This is a genomic window from Mycoplana sp. BE70 (genome assembly GCF_031455855.1).
In the GTDB taxonomy this organism is placed as follows: Bacteria; Pseudomonadota; Alphaproteobacteria; order Rhizobiales; family Rhizobiaceae; genus Mycoplana.
In genome coordinates, this window is the sequence record NZ_JAVDTM010000001.1 from 113,293 (window position 1) to 132,240 (window position 18,948).

An 18,948-nucleotide genomic window follows, 5' to 3' on the forward strand; every position below is an offset into this window, starting at 1 on the left:
GCAGCGGCAGCGCCCGTGGCGCGCATCTTGCGGCTGTACATTGCGTCGTAAGGTCGGCTTGCGGCCTCAGAAGAATTCGATCGAGCTCTCGACCGGTTTCGGCACCATTACCGGTCGCTGTTCCAGAGCGACGGCACGTTGTGTCTCGACGCCGGTGAGCGCGTGCTGGCGCGCGCGCCCGGTCGACGGCCAGAACTCGAGCTTTCGCCCATGCTCGCCACCGGTGCTTTCGCCAACGATCCTGATGCCTTCGTCCGTCAAGAACTGCCGGGCGAAGAGCGCGTTCTGCTCGCCGACGTTGGAGAAGCGAGCCATCGTCCTGGCCCCGCCAAAGATCTTCGCCTCCAGCCGGTCGCGCCGGGCGCCTTGCTTCAGAAGACCGTTGATCAGCAGTTCCATCAAGTGCACACCGTACCGGGTCGCATCGCCACCGGACGCCATCGCCTCCGCCGATCCGGGGAGGAGGAAATGGTTCATGCCACCGACACCGGTCACCGGGTCGCGCAGGCAGGCGGCGACGCAGGATCCCAAGATTGTCGTCAGCACGACGTCCGGCTCGCTCACCACCTTGTATTCGCCCTGTATCACGTGGACGCGGCGCGTCCCGGCATCGGTGCTCATTTTAGTGCCCCGAACACGGCTTCGATGGCCGCCTTCATCTTCTCGATCGTGAAGGGCTTGGCGAGCACGTTGTTGGCGCCAAGGGCCGCAGCTTTCTGCACCAGTGCGCGATCGCCCTGGGCCGTCAGGATGATGAACGCCGCCTTCTTCGTCGCCGGATTGGCGCGGACGTGCTGCAGGAACACCAGACCGTCCATCTTCGGCATGTTGAAGTCGGAGATCACCAGGTGATGCGGCTGCTGGGTCATGATCTTCAGGCCCTGCTCGCCATCCCCAGCCGCGGTGATCTGCTTGAAGCCGAGCTGCTGGAGCGCGTCTCCCAGAAGCAGGCGGCTCGTCACCTGATCGTCGACGATGAGGACCTTAATTTTTTCAGCGATAGACATTATTCGCTCCCTTCTCTACGGGCCGCAGTGATCTTCAGAATTTCCTCCCCGATGGACGTGAGCGGAAACTGGTGTTCGACTGCGCCCAGCTCGAATGCCACTCTGGGCATCCCGTATACGACGCATGTTCTTTCGTTCTGGCCAATGGTTCGAGCACCGGCATGACGCATTTTCAGTAGACCCGCCGCTCCGTCGCGCCCCATCCCGGTCAGGATGACGCCCACGGCATTGCGGCCGGCAAGCTCGGCGACCGAGTCAAACAGCACATCGACCGAAGGTCGGTGACCATTGACCGGGTCGCGATCCAGAAGACGGCAGCAGGGCGCCGTCGCATTCACGACTTGAAGATGACGCTCGCCACCCGGCGCCAGGTAGATCTTGCCGATTTCCAGCCGAGCACCGTCGGTCGCTTCCTCGACCCTTGGCGCGCACAGACGGTTGAGGCGCTCCGCAAAGCTCTTGGTGAAGGAGGGCGGCATGTGCTGGGTAATGACGGTTGGCGGGCAGTTCACGGGGAACTTCTGCAGGACGGCAATGAGTGCCTCGACGCCGCCGGTTGACGCGCCGATGGCAACGATCTTGCGGCCGTTTCGATAGGCGGCTGCGGCACTGGCGCTCGTGGCGGTCGATGGGGCGCTAGGCGCCTCCACCTTTATATCGCGACGCCGCGAGCGGGCGGCAGCCTTCACCTTTTCAGCAAGGTCTCCAAACGGACGGGCGTCCCCCGGCTGGGGCTTGCCGACGCAATCGAAGGCGCCGATTTCGAGCGCCGCCAGGCTTGCGTCTGCGCCGCGATGCGTCAGCGTCGACACCATGATTACCGGCATCGGGCGAAGCCGCATGATCTTGTCGAGAAACTCCAGCCCGTTCATGTTCGGCATCTCGATGTCGAGCGTGACCACGTCCGGATTGAGCTGCTTGATGGCGTTGCGCGCCTCCATCGCGTCGCCGGCCTGGCCGACGACGGTGATCGCCGGATCCGCGCTCAGGACGGCCGTGATGAGACCACGCATGGTGGGGGAATCGTCTACGACAAGCACGCGGGCTGAGGCGGTCATGCGCGTGCTCCCTTGCCGATGTATCGGTAGGTGGTGATGCCGATGTTGTCGTACAGGCCCTTGGCCTCACCAGACACGCGCTCGGAGTGGCCGATATAGAGATGGCCGCCCTCGGCCAGCATCCCGGAGAATCGCGCCCAGATCTTCATTTGCGTCGGCTCGTCGAAATAGATCACGACGTTGCGGCAGAAGATCACGTCGAACGGCCCCTTGAACGGCCATTGGGCCATCAGGTTGAGCTCGTTGTAGGTGATCAGCTTCTTGACCCGGTCGTCGATCTGCCACTTCTGGCGGCCGTCGATCTCGACCTCGCGGAAGTATTGCTTGCGCATCGCCGGGTTCACCGTCTCCAGCGCCGTCGCGTCGTAGGCGCCGATGCGCGCCTGGGCCAGGATCTTCGGGTCGATGTCGGTGGCGAGAATCCGGAAATCGTAGTCCGTGGCGTTCGGCAGCAGCGACAGCACGGTCAGGGCGACGGAATAAGGCTCCTGCCCGTCCGAACAGGCGGCCGACCAGATCCGCACGCGGCCACCAGCTTTGGCGCGAGCGATCAACTCCGGCAGGACCTCGCCCTTTAGATGCTCGAAATGGTGGTTCTCGCGGAAGAAGCGGGTAAAGTTCGTCGTCAGATGCGACAGCATCTCGCGCCGTACCGCGGCACCCGCTGGCGACGACACCAGGTCGCAATATTCCCGGAAACCCTTCAGCCCGAGATTGCGGATGTGCTTCGACAGCCGCGAATAGACGAGCGATGCCTTCGATTCATTCAGGTAGATGCCGGCGTCCGCGTAGATCATCGCGGCGATTTCGGACAGGTCTCGGCGCGTCAGCGGGTATTCGCCGCTGGCCAGGCATTCGTCCGGCGAGAGTCTGGGCTCGAACGCAGTCGACATTTTCATGCGGCTTCACTTTCAATCTGCGGAAACAGCGATTCCAGCTCGATCATGCAGATCATCCGGCCTTCGATCGCGAGAATGCCGCGGGCGTAGTTCTTCTCCAGCTCACTGGCGATGTCCGGCGTCGGCTGGACGTTCTCGTCCGTCACCGTGAGGATGTCGGAAACGGCGTCGACCAGCAGACCGACAATCTTTGCGCCGACCTGGGCGACGATGATGACGTGACGGACAGTGGGTTCCACCGGCTTCATGCCGAGCCGGAGCGACAGGTCGATGATCGGCAGCACTGCACCGCGCAGGTTTATGATGCCGAGCACGTAATGCGGCGCATGCGGCATCGGGGTCACGGGCGTCCAGCCGCGGATCTCCCGCACCGACATGATGTTCACGGAGAACTCCTGATCACCGATCCGGAAGGCGATGAGTTCCCGGCCCTGCGTCAATGCCTTGGCTGCATACGTCATTTCGTTACCCGGCTGCTGCAAGCGACATTTCCTGGCTCAGGGATTGCCCCCGCGATGCTGCAACGACGGCGTCCACGTCGAGGATGAGCGCCACGCGCCCGTCGCCGAGAATCGTCGCCGCGGCGATGCCCGGCACGTGCGAGTAGTTGGCCTCCAGGCTCTTGATGACGACCTGGCGCTGGCCCTGGATGGCATCGACCATGAGCGCCCGCTGCCCGCCCCCTTCCGACTCGACGAGAAGGGCAACACCTTCGACCGGGTTTGCGCGAGCGGAGCGGAAGTTCAGGATCCGGCCGACGTCCACCAGTGGGCAGAACGAGTTGCGGATCGAGATCAGCCGCTGGCTGGCACCGAACGAATGGATGGCGGAGGCCTCCGGTTGCAGCGTCTCGACGATCGCCGTCAGCGGCACGACCAGCGTCTGTCCGGCGACCGTGACGACCATCCCGTCGAGGACTGCCAGCGTCAGCGGTAGGCTCATCGTGAAGACGGAGCCTTGTCCCGGCTTGGACGAAATCGAGATGCGGCCGCCGAGCGCCTGGATCGAGCGCTTGACCACATCCATGCCGACACCGCGGCCGGAAATGTCGGAGATCTTGTCGGCCGTCGAAAAGCCGGCGTGGAAGATCAGGTTGTCGATCTCTTCGTCCGACAGGTTGGCGTCTGCCGCAATCAGGTCGTTGTCGATGGCCTTCTGGCGCACCCTCTCGCGGTTGATGCCGCCGCCGTCGTCGGCCAGCTCGATGACAATGCGCCCCGAACGATGCTTGGCGGTGAGACGTACCGTGCCTTCCGGGTTCTTGCCGGCGGCAATGCGCTTCTCGGGCGTTTCAAGCCCATGGTCGACGGCGTTGCGGATCATGTGCGTCAGCGGCTCGGCGAGCTTATCGATGACGGTCTTGTCCACTTCGGTGTTCTCGCCCTCGGTGATGAGGCGAACCGACTTGCCGGTAACGTCGGCGATTTCGCGGACGATTCGAGACATGCGCTGGAACACCGGCTTCACCGGCTGCGCCCGGATCGCCATCACCGAATCCTGGATCTCGCGCGTCAGTTGCTGCAGTTCCTCGAGCCCCATGTTGATCGAGGAAACGCCGGTATTGTCGTTCTCGATCACGCTCTGGGACAGCATCGCCTGGTTGATGACGAGCTCGCCGACTAGGTTGATAAGGCGATCGACGCGGTCGAGGTCGACGCGGATGGTGGGAGCGGCAGCGGCCGACGATGCGGAGGCCGCTGCTGCCTGGCTCGCATTCTGCTGCGTTGCCGCACGCGGCTCCTCCTTGGCGGCGTCGACGCGAGCGCTTACCAGTTGGAGAATATTGCTTGCCGTTTCAACAGCAGCAATATCCGATGTCGTGGACGGCTCCTCGTGCGCGCTCTCAGCGTCGTCGGTACCATCGTCAAGGATCGAGAGATCGAACGGAACAGGCTGCATCGGCAGCTCTTCGTCGTCTGCGGCTGCCTCCCCCTCGTCCTCGATGGTGCGGACTTCGAGATCGCAATCCCATTCGGCAAACTCGAAGACGGAACGAACGCCGTCCTCGCCCTTCTCCGTCGAGATCGAGATCGTCCACGAGAAATAGGCCTCTTCCGGGTTCATGTCCTGAAGCAGCGGCAGGCTCGCCATGTCGCAATGGATGCTCATCTCACCGAGGCGGGAGAGATCACGCAGAAGCAGCGCCGCCTCGTTGCCCTTGGCGTAGAGCTCACGCTTTGGCCGGAAACTGACCTCGCAGGTCGGAACGTACGGTTTGACCGGCTCCTCTTCATCGTCGAAGTCGTCGAAGGAGAACGGGATCGGCTGGAAACCTTCATCGTTGACGGGTGCGGCGGCGACCGGTGCGGGCGCAACCGTTGGGGTCGGCGCCGGCTTCGCTGCGGGGGCTTCGCTCGCCGCGGGCGTCTCGCCCTTTGCCAGCGCTTCCAGTTCGCCGATCAGTTGCTTGCTCCTGGCCGCATCGACGCCGCCACCATCGCGCGAAGCACTGACGAGGTCGGCCAGCACGTCGGCCGACTTCAGCATGACCTTCAGCACGTCCTGGTTCGGATCGAGCTTGTTGGATCGAACGCAATCGAGCGTGGTTTCGAACACGTGGGCGAACGACACGAGATCATCCAGGCCGAACGCACCGGCGCCGCCCTTGATCGAATGCACCGCGCGGAAAACGGCATTGACCGTCTCCGGATCGCGATCGCCGTCGTTCAGCTTCAAGAGACCGGATTCCAGTTCGGCGAGCTGCTCCTCGCACTCCTGGAAGAAAATCTCCTTGATTTCGTTCATATCCATCGGGAAGGACCTCGATTTAGGCGGTTACGCGCTCGATTGCGTCGATCAACTTGGTGGGGTCGAACGGCTTGACGATCCAGCCGGTGGCACCGGCCTGACGGGCACGGTTCTTCTTTTCGGCATCGCTTTCCGTTGTCAGGACGAGGATCGGAATGGCGCGGTATTTCTCGTTGCGGCGAACGCCCTCGATGAAGCCGAAACCGTCGAGACGCGGCATGTTGATGTCGGTGACGATCACATCGGGATTGGCCTGATCCAGAACTTCAAGCCCTTCGACGCCGTCCTCCGCCTGGATTGTCTCGAATCCGGCATTGTTGAGCGTCACCAGAAGCATGTTCCGGATCGTCCGTGAATCATCCACGGTCAGGACCTTCTTTTTCATTGCTGAGTCTCCTTGGCCAGCAGGTGTTCAATGTCGACGCCGATCAACTGCATCGTCTTCAGGAACGGCTCCGACGCCCTGGTGAAAGTGTAGGCACGGCTGTCGGCTTCCCAGGTCTTCGCCCCTGCCATCAGCACCTGGGCGCAAAGTGCGCCGATGCGTTCGACAGCGGATGCGTCGATCGCCAGGTCGCTACCCTTCAGCGCCATCAGCTTGTCGCAAAGCGCAGTCGCCTCGTTGAGATCCAGCACCGGTGCCAGGCTCAGGCTTTTCTGAGTGGCCTTCTTGCTCGCCATCACGTCGTTCCTTGTCTGCGGCTGACCGCATTGAGTGTTTGCTAGAGTGGCCGTTCTGGCCGGACACCGACCGACGCCGGCCATGCTCGGCGGACAATGGCGATCCCCACACATGCTCAGCCTCCACGCCCGGCAGCGCGGAAGGCCGGAACCGGTGGCACCGGCACGAGACGCGCTTCCTCCGCCGCATCGACGACCCGCGCAGTGCTGCCCGCTGCCGACTGTCGGCCGATGTGGAACTGTCGGATCGTCTGACCGAGTTCGAGAATGACGGCGTGCAAATCGGCGCCGTTCTGGCCGACACCGGTGGCAAACTCGGCATCGGCGCGCGCCTGCGCGCCAATCCTGCCAAGTTCACCGGCCACACCGTCGAGCGATGTGACATCCTCGCCGCTCTGCATGGCAATGCCTGTGACGGCGTCATTGATTTCGACGACCTGGTGCACGATGCCACCGATCGCGTTCTGGGTTCGGTTGACACGGTCGACGCCGGCCTCGACCTGCGCTTTCGTGCCCGTCACGAGTTGCTTGATTTCACGTGCGGCATCCGCCGAGCGCTGCGCCAGGGCGCGCACTTCCTGTGCGACCACGGCAAAGCCCCTGCCGCTGTCGCCGGCCCGCGCCGCTTCGATCCCGGCGTTGAGCGCCAGCAGGTTCGTCTGGAAGGCGATCTCGTCGATGACGCCGATGATCTGGCCGATCTTTTCGGCCGAGGCCTCGATATCGGCCATCGCCGACTTCGCTTCGCCGACGATGCGGCCGCTTTGCTCGGCCGCCACCCGCGTGGCCTGAACGGCCGTTTCGGCCTTGCGTGTTTCGGCAAGCGTTGCTTTCAGCCGATCGGTGATTGCTGCAAGTGAGCCGACCGTTTCGACAAGTTCGGCCGATTGCGATGCCGATCGCTCGGCGAGCCGCTCCGTCTGCGCGGAGAGGGTCTGAACCTGGGTGTCCGCAGCTTCGGCGCTGTCGGACGCCGCGCCAAGGTGCCGCTGTGCATCGTCAAGCGCGGCGTTCAGCATTCCGCCAAGCTCGCGCCAGGCGTCCGGCATCTGTTCGCCTGCCCTGTGCGTAAGGTCGAGATTGGCGAGGCTGCGGATGACATCGCCGAACGCGCCCTCGAGCGCGCCATGGTCAGCCTGCCGCTGTTCGCCCATCGCGCGGTGGTGATTGTGGCGCAGTTCGTTGAAGCGCAGCGACACGCCGATCTCCGCGTCGACCAGCGCGGTGCGGATAAAGGCCGTCAGTAGTTCGGTCAGTTCCTGCCGCCGGCTAGCCTTTGCGCCGGGCAGGATGGGCTTCGGCCAATATTCTGCGACCAGCCCGTCGATGACATGTTCGAGCACGACCGCGTGGCCGGACATTCGCCACCGCGGGTCCAGCCCCATCTGGCTTTCCACGTCGGCCAGGACCTTCACCCGCTCGGCATAGAGACTGTCGAACCGCGCGTCGGTGAGAACGCTCCAGTGGGAGGCGTGAAGGTCATGCAGGCGATCGATCGCACGCTCGCTCTGGAAATGGCGGGTGGCATCGGGAAAGGTCTGGAAACGCTGGAAGAGATCGCGGAGCGCCATCTCGACGTGACGTTCGAGCGTCTGGCGATGGGCGCGTAGGATCTCCCCCTGGGAGGGCTCCAGGCCAGCGAATCTCAGGCGGTCGCGAAGGCTTGCCGCCTGCGCCGTCTGAGCCTGTTCTGCTGGCATCTCCTGCACTTGTTGTCCCCATGCGCAATGCAGTTCGCCGGCCGGTTTCCCGAGCCGAGCCGATGAATTTCTCCCATGCGGGCCGGCAACGATTGTGCGACGCCGTAAGCCGCATTGCTCCAGCAAGCGAGCCTGATGACAGCCGTTCGCCGGTCCATGGTGAAATTCGGTGAAGCTTGATACCGGGTCGAAACCGGTACGGGCGGTACGGCATCATGCCTGAGTGGGAAATGGTCCAATTTCCCATTCCGACGCGTGGTTCATGTTTATGGTTAATTCCTTGCCTGAAGGTTAATGGACGGATCCATCGCTATGTTCTGTACCGTACAAAGCCGCAGAGAATGGCGGATTGGGCCGATTGGCGCCGATCGATGCGGCCAATCGGCCACGATATCGCGGAATTTCGCTTAGTCTGGCGGCACCAAACTCGAAAACGTCAAGGTATAAGCAACGTTCCATTGCTATAAGCGGATTCGAGACGATGACGTCCTCTGGGAACGAGCAATGATTGTTCTATTGTTGAGTGCAGTGTTTCTGACTATCGCAACCCTCGCAGCCGTGGCCGCGCTTATCGATATCGATGGCCGACAGCCCGCCCGGGCAGCCGCGATATTCTGATTTCCACGATCACCTGACGATCTGTGTACGGCTGCGGGCAGTCGGCACCGCGCCTGGCTGCGTCACGGACAGGAAATAGAACGACCGCTTCTTCAAGCCAAGGCACGCGGGTCGGTTCAGTGACCCTGCCCCTTCCGGAGAAACGAGTTCAGACCCTCACCGTCTGTTCGACGAAATCCTCCGTCCCGAAGAACTTCAGGTAGCGCTGCACCTCCGCCGGATCGCCGGTCGCCTTCTTCGGATTGTCGGACAGCTTCACCGCCGGCCGCCCGTTAGCGTCGCGAACCTTGCAAACGACGGAGATCGGATCGAGGCCGCGGAACGGCTGCGGCGCGCAGCCGACAAAGTCGTTGGTGAGATTGGTGCCCCAGCCAAAGCTCATGCGCACGCGGCCCTTGAAGTGCTCGTAGGTCCTGATGATCGTGTCGACATCCAGTCCATCGGAGAAGATCAGAAGCTTGTCGCGCGGATCACGCCCCTTCGCCTTCCACCAGGCGATGATCTTCTCGCCGCCCTCGATCGGCGGCGCACTGTCGGGCCGGAACCCCGTCCAGTCTGCGACCCAGTCCGGCGCGTTCTTCAGGAAGGCCGCCGTGCCGAAGGAATCCGGCAAGACAATCAGCAGATTGCCGCCATAGAGCCGGTTCCAGTCCTGCAACACCTTGTAGGGCGCCTCGGCCAGTTCGGCGTCGGTCTTCGTCAATGCCGCCGCCACCATCGGCAGTTCATGCGCATTCGTGCCGAGTGCCTCCAGATCAGTGTCCATTGCCAGGAGCACATTGCTGGTGCCGGAGAAGGACGAGCCGATCCCCTCCTTGAGCGATTCAACGCACCAGCGCTGCCACAGGAAAGAATGCCGCCGGCGGGTGCCGAAATCGGAGATGCGCAGATCCGGGTGGGCGCGAAGCTGCTCGACCTTCGACCACATCTTCGCCTTCGCCCGCGCATAGAGCACGTCGAGCGCAAACGGGCCCATACCCCTCATCGCAGTGCGCGAACGCAATTCGTTGATGATTGCGAGCGCCGGGATCTCCCACATCGTCGTATGCGACCAGCGCCCAGCGAAGGTCAGCTCATATTGGCCGTCCTTCCGCGACAGCTGGTATTCCGGCAGCTGGAAGTCGGCGAGCCAGGCGAGAAACTCCGGCGAAAAGATCTGCTTCTTGCCGTAGAAGGTGTTGCCGGCAAGCCAGATCATCTCCTTCTTGGTGAAGCGGATGGTTCGGGCGTAGTCGAGCTGATCGCGCAGCTCCTGCTCATCGATCTCGTCGGCAAGGCGTACGGTCTTGGTCCGGTTGATCAGCGAGAAGGTCGCGTCGACGTCCGGATAAAGTTTCCAGATCATCTGCAGCATCAGCAGCTTGTAGAAGTCCGTGTCCAGCAGGCTGCGCACGATCGGGTCGAGCTTCCAGGCATTGTCGTACACGCGACGGGCAATATCCGTCTTGGTCATGAAATCGAACCTCGCTGCACTCATTCCAGTCTCGATCTATCGCAGCTGATCGAGACTGCCGGCAGTTGCGCCTACCGCTGCAACGCACTCATGGCACGCCTTTTATGCCTCCCGCAAGACTGCTGCTGCGACCTGAGCAAGTATAACGCGGGCGGGACTGTAAAATGATACGCTCTTGTAATCACGCCAACCTCAATCAATGCTGGCGATGCTCAACAATCTCTCTCCGGAGGCGCATCCATGGGTATCGAAAGCATCATTGTCTTTCTCATCGTCGGCGCGATCGCAGGATGGCTGGCCGGCCTCGTCGTCTCCGGCTATGGCTTCGGCCTCGTCGGCAACATGGTCGTCGGCATCGTCGGTGCCTTCATTGCCGGCTACCTGTTCCCCAAGCTCGGGCTTGCGGTCGGCGGCGGCATCCTCTGGGCGATCGTCCACGCCACGATTGGCGCCGTGATTTTCCTCGTGCTGATCAGGATCTTGAAGCAGGCCTGAAAGGTCAGCACCGGCACAGCAACCCATCGACCGCAATGTATCGGCGGCAAGCGGGCTCGCGGCCGCTGACCCCCTCCTGCGGCGCTGAACAGCGGAGATATTTGACATCCGACAAAGAAAGCCTGCGGCAGATCGTCCAGACTATCGCAGTGCATGATCCGCACATTTGCTGACGGCATGAGGCCAGAGTTCCCGGAGTAATTCCTATGAGACTGGTCGATGTGTCCATCAGCAAGCGGCTTCTGGCTGCCGTGGTGCTGCCGCTGGCTGCCGCGGGTTATCTTGCCGCGGCTCAAGTTTCCGACAGGTGGAGCGCCTACCACGACATGCACCAGATCGTCGTGGTCAGCGAACAACTGACGCAGATGAGCGACCTCGTGCATGCCCTGCAGGTCGAGCGGGGGCTCACCGCCGGCTTCATTGGCTCCAAGGGCGCGAAAAACGCCTCCGAGCTTCGCAACGCCCGTATCGCAACCGATAGCGCGATCAAAACCTTCGGCGGTGCTGCCGCCAGCCAGGAAGCGTCGTCGGCGACCCGCGATGTAGGCGAGCGCCTGGCTCAGATCGCCGACCTGCGGCGCTCCGTCGACGGGTTCACGGCAAGCGGAAGCGTGGCCATAAAGACCTATAGCGGGGTGATCGAAACGACGATCGGGCTGACGAAAGCTGCGACGGACATCGGGGCGGACGGCGAGCTTTCGCGGCGCATGGCCGGTTATGTCCAGTTGATGCAAGCCAAGGAATACGCCGGTCAGGAACGCGCACTGGGCAACAGCTTCATCACCGCCCGGCGCGTCGATGCGGAGCGATTTGGCCAGTTTGCATCCATGCAGGGCCGCCAGGATGCGCTCATCGATGTGTTTTACTCCGCCATCGGCGAAAACGAGCGCACGCAATTCCAGGCCATGTTGTCTCCAGTCTTGAAAGACGTTGCCGAGATGCGTTCTCGCATCATTGCCAACGGCGAGAACGCCGAACTGGACGGTCTCGACAGCAGCCGTTGGTTCGCTACGGCAACCAAGCGCATCGATACGCTGAAACAGATCGAAAATGAAAGCCTGACGGAAACCCGCGCCCTTGCAGACCGAAACGCCGAAAGCGCGCTCCGGGACCTGATCATCATCGCCGGTGCCGGCATTGTCGGCGGTGCCGCGATGCTCGCATTTTCCGCGCTGATCGCCATGAGCGTCGTGCGCCCGATCGGCCGGCTGGTTGAGGCCATGACCCGGCTTGCGAGCGGCGAGATCGATGCTGTTCCGGCTGTTTCCGGGCGCAAGGACGAGGTCGGCGACATGGAGCGCGCTGTCGAGGTGTTCCGGCAAGCCGCCATCCGTAACCGTGAACTAGAAGCGGCCGAGGCATCGGCCCGGGCGCGGGCGGAAGGCGAAAGGGCGGAAATGCAGCGTGCCGCCGAGGCCGAGGCAGAGGCGCACCTGGTTCAAGCGACAAGCACCTTCGCGGCCAGCATGAAGCGTCTGGCGGCAGGCGATGTGCTTTGCGAGTTGCATGAGCCGCTGGCATCGCAATTCGAATCCCTGCGGATGGACTTCAACAGCGCGGTCAGGCAGTTGCGGGACGCGCTGCAAAGCGTCGGGGACTCGGTATCAGCGGTGACCGACGGGTCTCGGGAAGCATCCACTGCCGCCGACGACCTGTCGTACCGGACCGAGCAGCAGGCCGCATCCCTGGAAGAGACGGCGGCAGCACTCGAGCAGATCACGGCCAACGTCGCGGCGACCTCGAAACGGGCGACGGAAGCACGCGACGTCGTGCGCGATGCCCGGGCAAAGGCCGATCACTCGAGCGACATCGTGCGCACCGCGATCGTCGCCATGGAAAAGATCGAAGCGTCCTCCAAGCAGATCAGCCAGATCATCGGGGTGATCGACGAGATTGCCTTCCAGACCAACCTGCTGGCGTTGAACGCGGGGGTCGAGGCCGCCCGCGCCGGCGAAGCGGGCAAGGGCTTTGCCGTCGTCGCCCAGGAGGTGCGGGAACTCGCGCAACGCTCGGCAAATGCTGCAAAGGAAATCAAGCGGCTGATCGGCAATTCGGCGACGGCGGTCAGCGAGGGCGTCCGCCTGGTCAGCGACACGGGCGAAGGGCTCGACGCGATTGCGCAACTCGTGCAGGTCGTCAACGCGCATATGGACGGAATAGCGCTGGCCGCGCAGGAGCAATCTCTCGGGCTCGAGCAGGTCAATACGGCCGTCAACCAGATGGACCAGACGACACAGCAGAACGCCGCCATGGTCGAGGAGATGAGCGCAGCCGGCGTGGCGCTCGCCAAGGAAAGCGAAAATCTCTCGACACTCCTCGCCAACTTCCGCCTCGACGACCAGCCAACAAGGCGGGGGGACGGTGCGTATGCAAGCTCGAGCACACTTGCCTCCCCGCCACAGCCAGCGCCGAAGCGGCAAACAGCGGTTGCCTATGCCAGCCACGGCAATTTGGCCCTGGCACGCCAGGAAAGCTGGGAGCGGTTCTGAGCCCATCCCGGTGCTCGGCTCGCATCTCTGATCATGCAGGCGGCATTTCGGGGCGGCCTGCATGCGTCGTGACCTGAAGCCTGTTGCGCGAGACCGCACCCCAAGCCTTTAACTGGGCGGGGATGACCGGGAGCCTGAGTTGCGACCCGGCCGAGCTTGATAGAAACCTGGCCATCTTCCGGGATGATCGTTGCGATCGAGGCGGGCCTCCCGTCCTCCGGCATGCTCTTGACCGCTCCGGTGATCAGAACGGCCGGCGCTGTGAACGGTCGGCGTCGACAGCGAAGGTTCCGATGAAGCCGCGCAGCCAACCCGATGTCCATGCTTGACGCGGCGCCCTCCGAGCGCAGGAAGTCCGATGTCTCGGAGACGCAGTAGCTGGGGCGAATGCCTTGGAATAAAGCCGGAGAAATGCATCGACATAAATATTTTGAACGCTTTGCGAGAACGAAGACGTTGGCGTCCGTCTTTTGTCGTAATTGACCATTGCAGCATATACGACTGACACTCCCTGAGCGACTAGCGCACCCTCACGCTGACGGGAAAATTCATGCAAACCGCCCAAATTGTCAGGCCCTTGGGCTATCAGCCTGCGCTGGACGGCCTACGCGGATTAGCGGTCCTGCAGGTTTTGCTGTTTCATGGGCGAGTTGACGGCTTCCGGACAGGCATCGTGGGGGTGGGCGTCTTTTTTGTACTCAGCGGTTTCTTGATCACCACTTTGATCATGACGGAGATCGGGAATACGGGGCGCTTCTCGCTGAGGAATTTTTACATCCGGCGTGTGCGACGTCTGCTGCCAGCTTATGTGCTTGCGCTGGCCTTTTGCTCGATCGCACTTTTTTTTGTCCCGGGCTGGGGCACGCTACGCGGTGCGCTTGCCAGTGTGTTCTATTTTACGAACTGGATGCTGGTCCTGAACCCGGACAAGGGCCTTGGCATGCTGCATCATACCTGGACGCTGTCGATCGAAGAGCAATTCTACCTCTTCTGGCCAGCGCTACTGCTGTGGATTGCCAGCCGGCGGCCCGGTCTGGCCCCGCAACTTGCCGGCAGAGCGGCCGGTGCCCTCATCTTGATCTTGGTCTTTGGCATCGTGGTCACCCTTCGCCGCGAGCCGTCGCCGCAAGGCGAGAATCTGCTCGCAAGCCTCGGAGGGTTCGAAATGCTGATATGCGGAGCCTTGCTCGCCCTCATCCGCCTCAAGGGCACGCTGCAAATGCCTTCCGCCCCTCAACCCATGGCTGACATAGCAGCTCTTGTCGCCCTCAGTGCGCTGGCGATCGTCTCCGCCGCCGATCCAAAGTCTATCTCTCTCCAGGCTGCGTGGCTCACCATTATCGTGTCCACATCACTTCTGATCATTATTTCCATTCATTCCACCGGCTTGGTTCGATGGTGCTTGACGCGACCGGCCTTGGTCGGTGTTGGCATGATTTCCTACGGGCTCTACCTCTGGCATTTTCCCATTTTCTACTTGGTGGATGTGCATTTGGGCCTTGATCACTGGTGGAGCGTCGTGCTGGCGTCGATTCTGTCGTTTTGCGTCTCGATCGCATCCTATGTCTTTGTAGAGACCTCGTTTCGGCGCGGCAGCCATGGCAGACTGCCGGCTCCCCAAGCGGGCAGCCTACAGCGCTCGCCATGAGGCAGAGAAGACGGAATGTGCGTGTTTTGCGCGCGTCACCCGGACGTTTCGGGTCGCCTTCCGCGCAGTCTTAAGTCAAAACCGCGCGGTTCCCCGCATCGCGCCTTTGCGTCACTACAACGTCCCAGAGATGAGATCAGGACCGCGGCCATCGTGGCCTGACCGCATCCGCCGGCAGCGTCAGAGGACCGGGCAGAGCCCGGGATTCGCTGCAAGCCCTGTCGACCTAGAGGCCACCATTGTGCTGAAGCCCGAGGGCCGCCGCGCGGAGGCCGGCGCCGCTCGTCCTGGGCCATGCCATCCGGTCTTGGTGGAGCCGAGCGGGATCGAACCGCCGACCTCCGCAGTGCGATTGCGGCGCTCTCCCAGCTGAGCTACGGCCCCACGACATCTGCAGTAGAGCACCAGAACACGCCCGTGACAATGCGGAGGAAAGTCTAATGGCCACTGGAACTCGCAACGCAGAAGCGCGTTCATCATGTCGATCAAGCGTTGTCCGCAGCCGAGGTATCACGGATGTCACTGCAGGATGAACGTCATGGAAAAGCCGGGGCAACCGGTGCCCCGGCGATCCTTCAGGATGTCGCGCATCAGAGCGGCTCTAACAAGTTGAATTCTGTCGAGGAGAATTGAGGAGAATGGTGCTGCCGCAAGATCACGCTCAAGGTCTCCTCTGAGGGGCCTCGGAGGCCAAGAAGCGCAGGTACGTGGAGGCCGTGATGCTGCCGCTGCCGGTATCTAGCCGCGAAATAGTCGTTGCCCCATAGGCGACCTGTTTCTAGGCGACCTGTTTCGGAATTAGCCCTCATGGCCGGGGGCGGTCCCAAGCAACCTGTGCTGAGGTATCGATCTCGTCATTACCGTAGCGCCAAACAGCCAACCATTCGATGTAGTTAATGCCAGCGCCAATCACGAATGCCACCACTGCGGCCCACAGCGGAGTATCTGCGGTGGAGTACTTCTCATACAATCTGGCTATGAACACCAAGTTCGTTACGATCAGGTAGCCACTAAACAACCAAGCGAATGTCTTTGCCGTTTTCCTTGGCAATACATTCTTCTTAAAGGCGTATCCAAAAATTACATAGCATGACAACAACGCCATGCCGTTCCCAATAATCTTCTCGAACGTTACGGGTTCGTCATTCGTCAAGCTCACGCCGTAGAATGTCATCACGATGGTCAAAACAGAGAAAAATTTCCACATTCCATCACTCCGGCGGGTACAGCCACGTAATCTGTTAGTCCTGATTGGACTTTAGCTGTTCGGCTCGACGGTCAAAGAACCCTGACTTGAACCCGATATGAACAAGGCCAGCTCCCACACCGATGGCGAGGTAGGGGTTTGTGAAAAGTGTAACCAGCATCACAATGGCAGCACCGGCCCCAACAACCAAACCGAAACTCAGGGAGTACGGCTTACCTTTGCCGCCCCAACCGCAGGCAATCGACGTTGAAAGCCACAGGAGGAAGATGAAAACGTATGGCCCCCACTCGGATTGCCACAGCGGGCGGAACAGCACACCGGCGACAGCTAACATCGCTCCGATCAAGATTACGGCAACCCTCTCCAAATCAACCTCCGCCAAGGGACAGCACACCTTCATGCAAAAGCTACTGCAACCACTATTCGAGGTGGTTAGCGCGGCACAACTCGGTCCCGGAAATGTTTCCGTCGTGGTTAGCGATCAGGTAATGACTGGGCACTCTTTGGGCGCGCCTTGTCGTCCCCCGTTATGCGGCACTGGGGCGATAAAACGAGGGAACGCGCTGGATGAAGTAATAGACGTCGTCTTTGGACTTTGTGGGATTGACCAGAGGAAGCACCATGTACATGCCCGCTGTACATAACCGGAGGCATCTCAATAGCCTGAAAAACCGTAACTTTCTGAAATCATGGCAGAAAGAATGGTGCTGCTAGAGAGATTTGAACTCTCGGCCTCTCCCTTACCAAGGGAGTGCTCTACCCCTGAGCTATAGCAGCATCCGGCGAAGCAGTGTGGCTGCGTTCGCGTCAAGCGAGGCGCCTATTGCCACAGTCTCACCCCCTATGCAAGCCGCAAACGCGTGATCGGGACAACAAATTCTGGAAAACGCCATCGCGCTTTTGCGCGGGGCGGATTCGCGCTATCGATAGCCCATGCAAAGCGAAGACGACACAAACGGCGCCAGGGCCGACGGCGGACGCAGGGCAAAGCCGCAGGCGCCGGAAAGCGAAGCGGTGCGGGCACGTGCCGAGGAGCGCAAGGCGCGGCTGGCAAAGACATTGCGCGACAATCTCTCCCGCCGCAAACAGCAGGCCCGTGCCCGCCGCGAAGGGGCAGCCGACGAGACCGAAGGCCTGCCTGCCGCAAAAACGGACGAATCAGAGAACTAAAGCATGTCTCCCAAAAGTGGGAACCGGTTTCGGGACAAAGACATGCGAGAGAACAAGGCCCCAAGCGTGCCAAGCGAATCTGGAAGATCGCGACGCGCTTCAGGTTGAACAGCGCCAATCCTGGCGCCAGGGGACGTCATCGATATTCGAGCTGAATTGTTGCGTGCGGCATCGAGAAGGGCTGAAACGCAATCCCAGGGACAGGATCGGCCCAGCACCAATACTTCCACGCCCGCGCCAATGCGGTGGACTTCATTTTTTTGCGACGATGCTCTAAAGAGGCGCCTTCCTCCAAGAGCCGCTAGTTTGAGAAAGGCGGGCGCGGGCCCGTAGGGACACATGGATCGTATCAGGATTGTAGGCGGCAACGAGCTCAAGGGCGTGATCCCGATTTCGGGCGCCAAGAATGCAGCGCTCCCGCTGATGATCGCCTCGCTCCTGACGGACGATACGCTGACGCTGGAAAACGTGCCCCACCTGGCCGACGTCGAGCAGCTGATCCGCATTCTCGGCAATCACGGCGCCGACATTTCCGTCAATGGCCGCCGCGAGCGCCAGAGCGAAGGCTATTCGCGCACCATCCACTTCACCTCCCGGCAGATCGTCGACACGACCGCCCCCTACGAGCTGGTCTCACGGATGCGGGCGAGCTTCTGGGTTATCGGTCCGCTTCTGGCGCGGGAAGGCCACGCACGCGTTTCCCTGCCCGGCGGCTGTGCGATCGGCACGCGCCCGGTCGACCTCTTCATCGAAGCGCTGGCCGCGCTCGGCGCCAAGATCGAGATCGACGGCGGCTATGTCGACGCCACCGCGCCCGACGGCGGGCTGATCGGCGCGCATTACACCTTCCCCAAGGTTTCCGTCGGCGCGACGCACGTGATGCTGATGGCGGCAACCCTTGCCCGCGGCACGACCGTGATCGGCAACGCCGCGCGCGAACCCGAAGTGCAAGATCTTGCCAAGTGCCTGAATGCGATGGGTGCGAAGATCACCGGCGCCGGCACCAGCACGATCACCATCGAAGGGGTCACAGCCCTCTCCGGTGCACGCCATCGCGTGCTGCCCGACCGCATCGAAACCGGCACCTATGCCATGGCCGTCGCCATGACCGGCGGCGACGTTTTGCTGGAAGGCACCGAGGCAGGACTGCTTTCGACGGCACTGGAAGCAATCCGCCGCACCGGCGCCGAAATCACCTCGACCGAAAGCGGCATCCGCGTCGTGCGCAACGGCGGCGGCATCAAGCCGGTCGACATCGTCACCGATCCCTATCCGGGCTTCCCGACCGACCTGCAGGCCCAGTTCATGGGGCTGATGACGAAATCGACCGGCGTCTCGCACATTACCGAGACGATCTTCGAGAACCGCTTCATGCACGTGCAGGAACTGGCCCGCCTTGGCGCAAAGATTTCGCTTTCCGGCCAGACTGCGAAAATCGAGGGCGTCGAGCGCCTGCGCGGCGCTCCCGTCATGGCGACGGACCTGCGCGCCTCGGTCTCGCTGGTGATCGCGGGCCTCGCCGCCGAGGGCGAGACGATGGTTTCGCGCGTCTACCATCTCGACCGCGGCTTCGAGCGGCTGGAGGAAAAGCTCCGCCGCTGCGGCGCCTCCGTCGAGCGCGTCAGCGATTGATCATCACGTTTCGACGCCGACCCGAGCGTCATTCAGCGGGTCGGCGGTTGCGCTTGCCTGCCGCCCGTCCTATTTCCTGAACAGGAAAACAGGCGGCCCCCTCGCCTTTCCCTCAACCGTTGCCACTACTGAGGCCGGCTTCG

General features: G+C 62.0%; 17 protein-coding genes and 2 tRNA genes. 5 read left to right on the forward strand and 14 right to left on the reverse strand.

Annotated features, from left to right (window positions below; all coding sequences use genetic code 11):
* Positions 1-66: 66 nt before the first annotated feature.
* The 10 genes from cheD to pncB all read right to left on the reverse strand — a co-directional run bounded on the left by cheD (position 67) and on the right by pncB (position 10,164).
* A complete protein-coding gene (gene cheD / locus J2Y48_RS00575; RefSeq protein ID WP_310411127.1) occupies positions 67-621 on the reverse strand; it encodes a chemoreceptor glutamine deamidase CheD in 555 nt (184 codons plus the stop codon).
* Positions 618-1,007, reverse strand: coding sequence for a response regulator (locus J2Y48_RS00580; protein WP_310411129.1), 390 nt, complete (start codon positions 1,005-1,007; stop codon positions 618-620). The genes cheD and J2Y48_RS00580 overlap by 4 nt, the downstream gene beginning before the upstream one ends.
* Positions 1,007-2,065 (reverse strand): protein-glutamate O-methylesterase CheB, encoded by a 1,059-nt coding sequence (cheB, locus tag J2Y48_RS00585; RefSeq protein ID WP_310411131.1) that lies wholly within the window; start codon positions 2,063-2,065, stop codon positions 1,007-1,009. The genes J2Y48_RS00580 and cheB overlap by 1 nt, the downstream gene beginning before the upstream one ends.
* Positions 2,062-2,964, reverse strand: a complete 903-nt coding sequence (gene cheR, locus J2Y48_RS00590; RefSeq protein WP_310411134.1) for a protein-glutamate O-methyltransferase CheR — start codon at positions 2,962-2,964, stop codon at positions 2,062-2,064. Before cheR ends, cheB begins: the two co-directional genes overlap by 4 nt.
* Entirely contained in the window at positions 2,961-3,425 is a 465-nt protein-coding gene (locus J2Y48_RS00595) for a chemotaxis protein CheW (protein ID WP_310411137.1), read from the reverse strand. Before J2Y48_RS00595 ends, cheR begins: the two co-directional genes overlap by 4 nt.
* 4 nt (positions 3,426-3,429) lie before the next feature.
* On the reverse strand, positions 3,430-5,715 hold the full coding sequence (locus J2Y48_RS00600; RefSeq protein WP_310411140.1) for a chemotaxis protein CheA: 2,286 nt from the start codon (positions 5,713-5,715) through the stop codon (positions 3,430-3,432).
* A 16-nt stretch (positions 5,716-5,731) separates the two neighbouring features.
* A complete protein-coding gene (cheY1, locus tag J2Y48_RS00605) occupies positions 5,732-6,097 on the reverse strand; it encodes a chemotaxis response regulator CheY1 (protein WP_310411144.1) in 366 nt (121 codons plus the stop codon).
* On the reverse strand, positions 6,094-6,393 hold the full coding sequence (locus J2Y48_RS00610; protein ID WP_310411146.1) for an STAS domain-containing protein: 300 nt from the start codon (positions 6,391-6,393) through the stop codon (positions 6,094-6,096). Before J2Y48_RS00610 ends, cheY1 begins: the two co-directional genes overlap by 4 nt.
* 116 nt (positions 6,394-6,509) lie before the next feature.
* Entirely contained in the window at positions 6,510-8,093 is a 1,584-nt protein-coding gene (locus J2Y48_RS00615) for a globin-coupled sensor protein (protein WP_310412674.1), read from the reverse strand.
* Positions 8,094-8,859: 766 nt separating this feature from the next.
* Entirely contained in the window at positions 8,860-10,164 is a 1,305-nt protein-coding gene (gene pncB, locus J2Y48_RS00620) for a nicotinate phosphoribosyltransferase (protein WP_310412677.1), read from the reverse strand.
* Between the two features lie 240 nt (positions 10,165-10,404).
* On the opposite strand from pncB, the gene J2Y48_RS00625 reads away from it, so the two are divergent.
* From J2Y48_RS00625 to J2Y48_RS00635, 3 genes are all read left to right on the forward strand, one after another.
* Complete coding sequence (locus J2Y48_RS00625) at positions 10,405-10,659, forward strand: GlsB/YeaQ/YmgE family stress response membrane protein (protein ID WP_310411149.1); 255 nt, start codon at positions 10,405-10,407, stop codon at positions 10,657-10,659.
* Positions 10,660-10,865: 206 nt separating this feature from the next.
* Entirely contained in the window at positions 10,866-13,148 is a 2,283-nt protein-coding gene (locus J2Y48_RS00630; protein WP_310411152.1) for a methyl-accepting chemotaxis protein, read from the forward strand.
* 550 nt (positions 13,149-13,698) lie between these two features.
* On the forward strand, positions 13,699-14,796 hold the full coding sequence (locus J2Y48_RS00635; RefSeq protein WP_310411153.1) for an acyltransferase: 1,098 nt from the start codon (positions 13,699-13,701) through the stop codon (positions 14,794-14,796).
* A 308-nt stretch (positions 14,797-15,104) separates the two neighbouring features.
* Here the strand turns inward: J2Y48_RS00635 and J2Y48_RS00640 are convergent.
* From J2Y48_RS00640 to J2Y48_RS00655, 4 genes are all read right to left on the reverse strand, one after another.
* A tRNA-Ala gene (locus tag J2Y48_RS00640) sits at positions 15,105-15,180 on the reverse strand.
* A gap of 421 nt (positions 15,181-15,601) precedes the next feature.
* The gene (locus J2Y48_RS00645; RefSeq protein WP_310411156.1) at positions 15,602-16,003 is read right to left on the reverse strand and encodes a hypothetical protein; all 402 of its coding nucleotides are present in this window, start codon (positions 16,001-16,003) and stop codon (positions 15,602-15,604) included.
* 34 nt (positions 16,004-16,037) lie between these two features.
* Entirely contained in the window at positions 16,038-16,385 is a 348-nt protein-coding gene (locus J2Y48_RS00650; protein ID WP_310411159.1) for a hypothetical protein, read from the reverse strand.
* 320 nt (positions 16,386-16,705) lie between these two features.
* Positions 16,706-16,780 (reverse strand) — tRNA-Thr (locus tag J2Y48_RS00655).
* Between the two features lie 156 nt (positions 16,781-16,936).
* Here J2Y48_RS00655 and J2Y48_RS00660 point away from each other — a divergent pair.
* A complete protein-coding gene (locus J2Y48_RS00660) occupies positions 16,937-17,173 on the forward strand; it encodes a hypothetical protein (RefSeq protein WP_310411161.1) in 237 nt (78 codons plus the stop codon).
* Positions 17,174-17,512: 339 nt separating this feature from the next.
* Positions 17,513-18,805: a UDP-N-acetylglucosamine 1-carboxyvinyltransferase gene (gene murA / locus J2Y48_RS00665; RefSeq protein ID WP_310411164.1), complete on the forward strand. Its 1,293-nt coding sequence runs from the start codon at positions 17,513-17,515 to the stop codon at positions 18,803-18,805.
* The last annotated feature ends 143 nt before the right edge of the window (positions 18,806-18,948 follow it).

What these genes read in the sequence shown, in the direction of transcription:
- cheD (WP_310411127.1), bottom strand. Translation starts at nt 621, where the DNA reads ATGAGCACCGATGCCGGGACGCGCCGCGTCCACGTGATACAGGGCGAA.
- J2Y48_RS00580 (WP_310411129.1), bottom strand. Translation starts at nt 1,007, where the DNA reads ATGTCTATCGCTGAAAAAATTAAGGTCCTCATCGTCGACGATCAGGTG.
- cheB (WP_310411131.1), bottom strand. Translation starts at nt 2,065, where the DNA reads ATGACCGCCTCAGCCCGCGTGCTTGTCGTAGACGATTCCCCCACCATG.
- cheR (WP_310411134.1), bottom strand. Translation starts at nt 2,964, where the DNA reads ATGAAAATGTCGACTGCGTTCGAGCCCAGACTCTCGCCGGACGAATGC.
- J2Y48_RS00595 (WP_310411137.1), bottom strand. Translation starts at nt 3,425, where the DNA reads ATGACGTATGCAGCCAAGGCATTGACGCAGGGCCGGGAACTCATCGCC.
- J2Y48_RS00600 (WP_310411140.1), bottom strand. Translation starts at nt 5,715, where the DNA reads ATGGATATGAACGAAATCAAGGAGATTTTCTTCCAGGAGTGCGAGGAG.
- cheY1 (WP_310411144.1), bottom strand. Translation starts at nt 6,097, where the DNA reads ATGAAAAAGAAGGTCCTGACCGTGGATGATTCACGGACGATCCGGAAC.
- J2Y48_RS00610 (WP_310411146.1), bottom strand. Translation starts at nt 6,393, where the DNA reads ATGGCGAGCAAGAAGGCCACTCAGAAAAGCCTGAGCCTGGCACCGGTG.
- J2Y48_RS00615 (WP_310412674.1), bottom strand. Translation starts at nt 8,093, where the DNA reads ATGCCAGCAGAACAGGCTCAGACGGCGCAGGCGGCAAGCCTTCGCGAC.
- pncB (WP_310412677.1), bottom strand. Translation starts at nt 10,164, where the DNA reads ATGACCAAGACGGATATTGCCCGTCGCGTGTACGACAATGCCTGGAAG.
- J2Y48_RS00625 (WP_310411149.1), top strand. Translation starts at nt 10,405, where the DNA reads ATGGGTATCGAAAGCATCATTGTCTTTCTCATCGTCGGCGCGATCGCA.
- J2Y48_RS00630 (WP_310411152.1), top strand. Translation starts at nt 10,866, where the DNA reads ATGAGACTGGTCGATGTGTCCATCAGCAAGCGGCTTCTGGCTGCCGTG.
- J2Y48_RS00635 (WP_310411153.1), top strand. Translation starts at nt 13,699, where the DNA reads ATGCAAACCGCCCAAATTGTCAGGCCCTTGGGCTATCAGCCTGCGCTG.
- J2Y48_RS00645 (WP_310411156.1), bottom strand. Translation starts at nt 16,003, where the DNA reads ATGTGGAAATTTTTCTCTGTTTTGACCATCGTGATGACATTCTACGGC.
- J2Y48_RS00660 (WP_310411161.1), top strand. Translation starts at nt 16,937, where the DNA reads ATGCAAAGCGAAGACGACACAAACGGCGCCAGGGCCGACGGCGGACGC.
- murA (WP_310411164.1), top strand. Translation starts at nt 17,513, where the DNA reads ATGGATCGTATCAGGATTGTAGGCGGCAACGAGCTCAAGGGCGTGATC.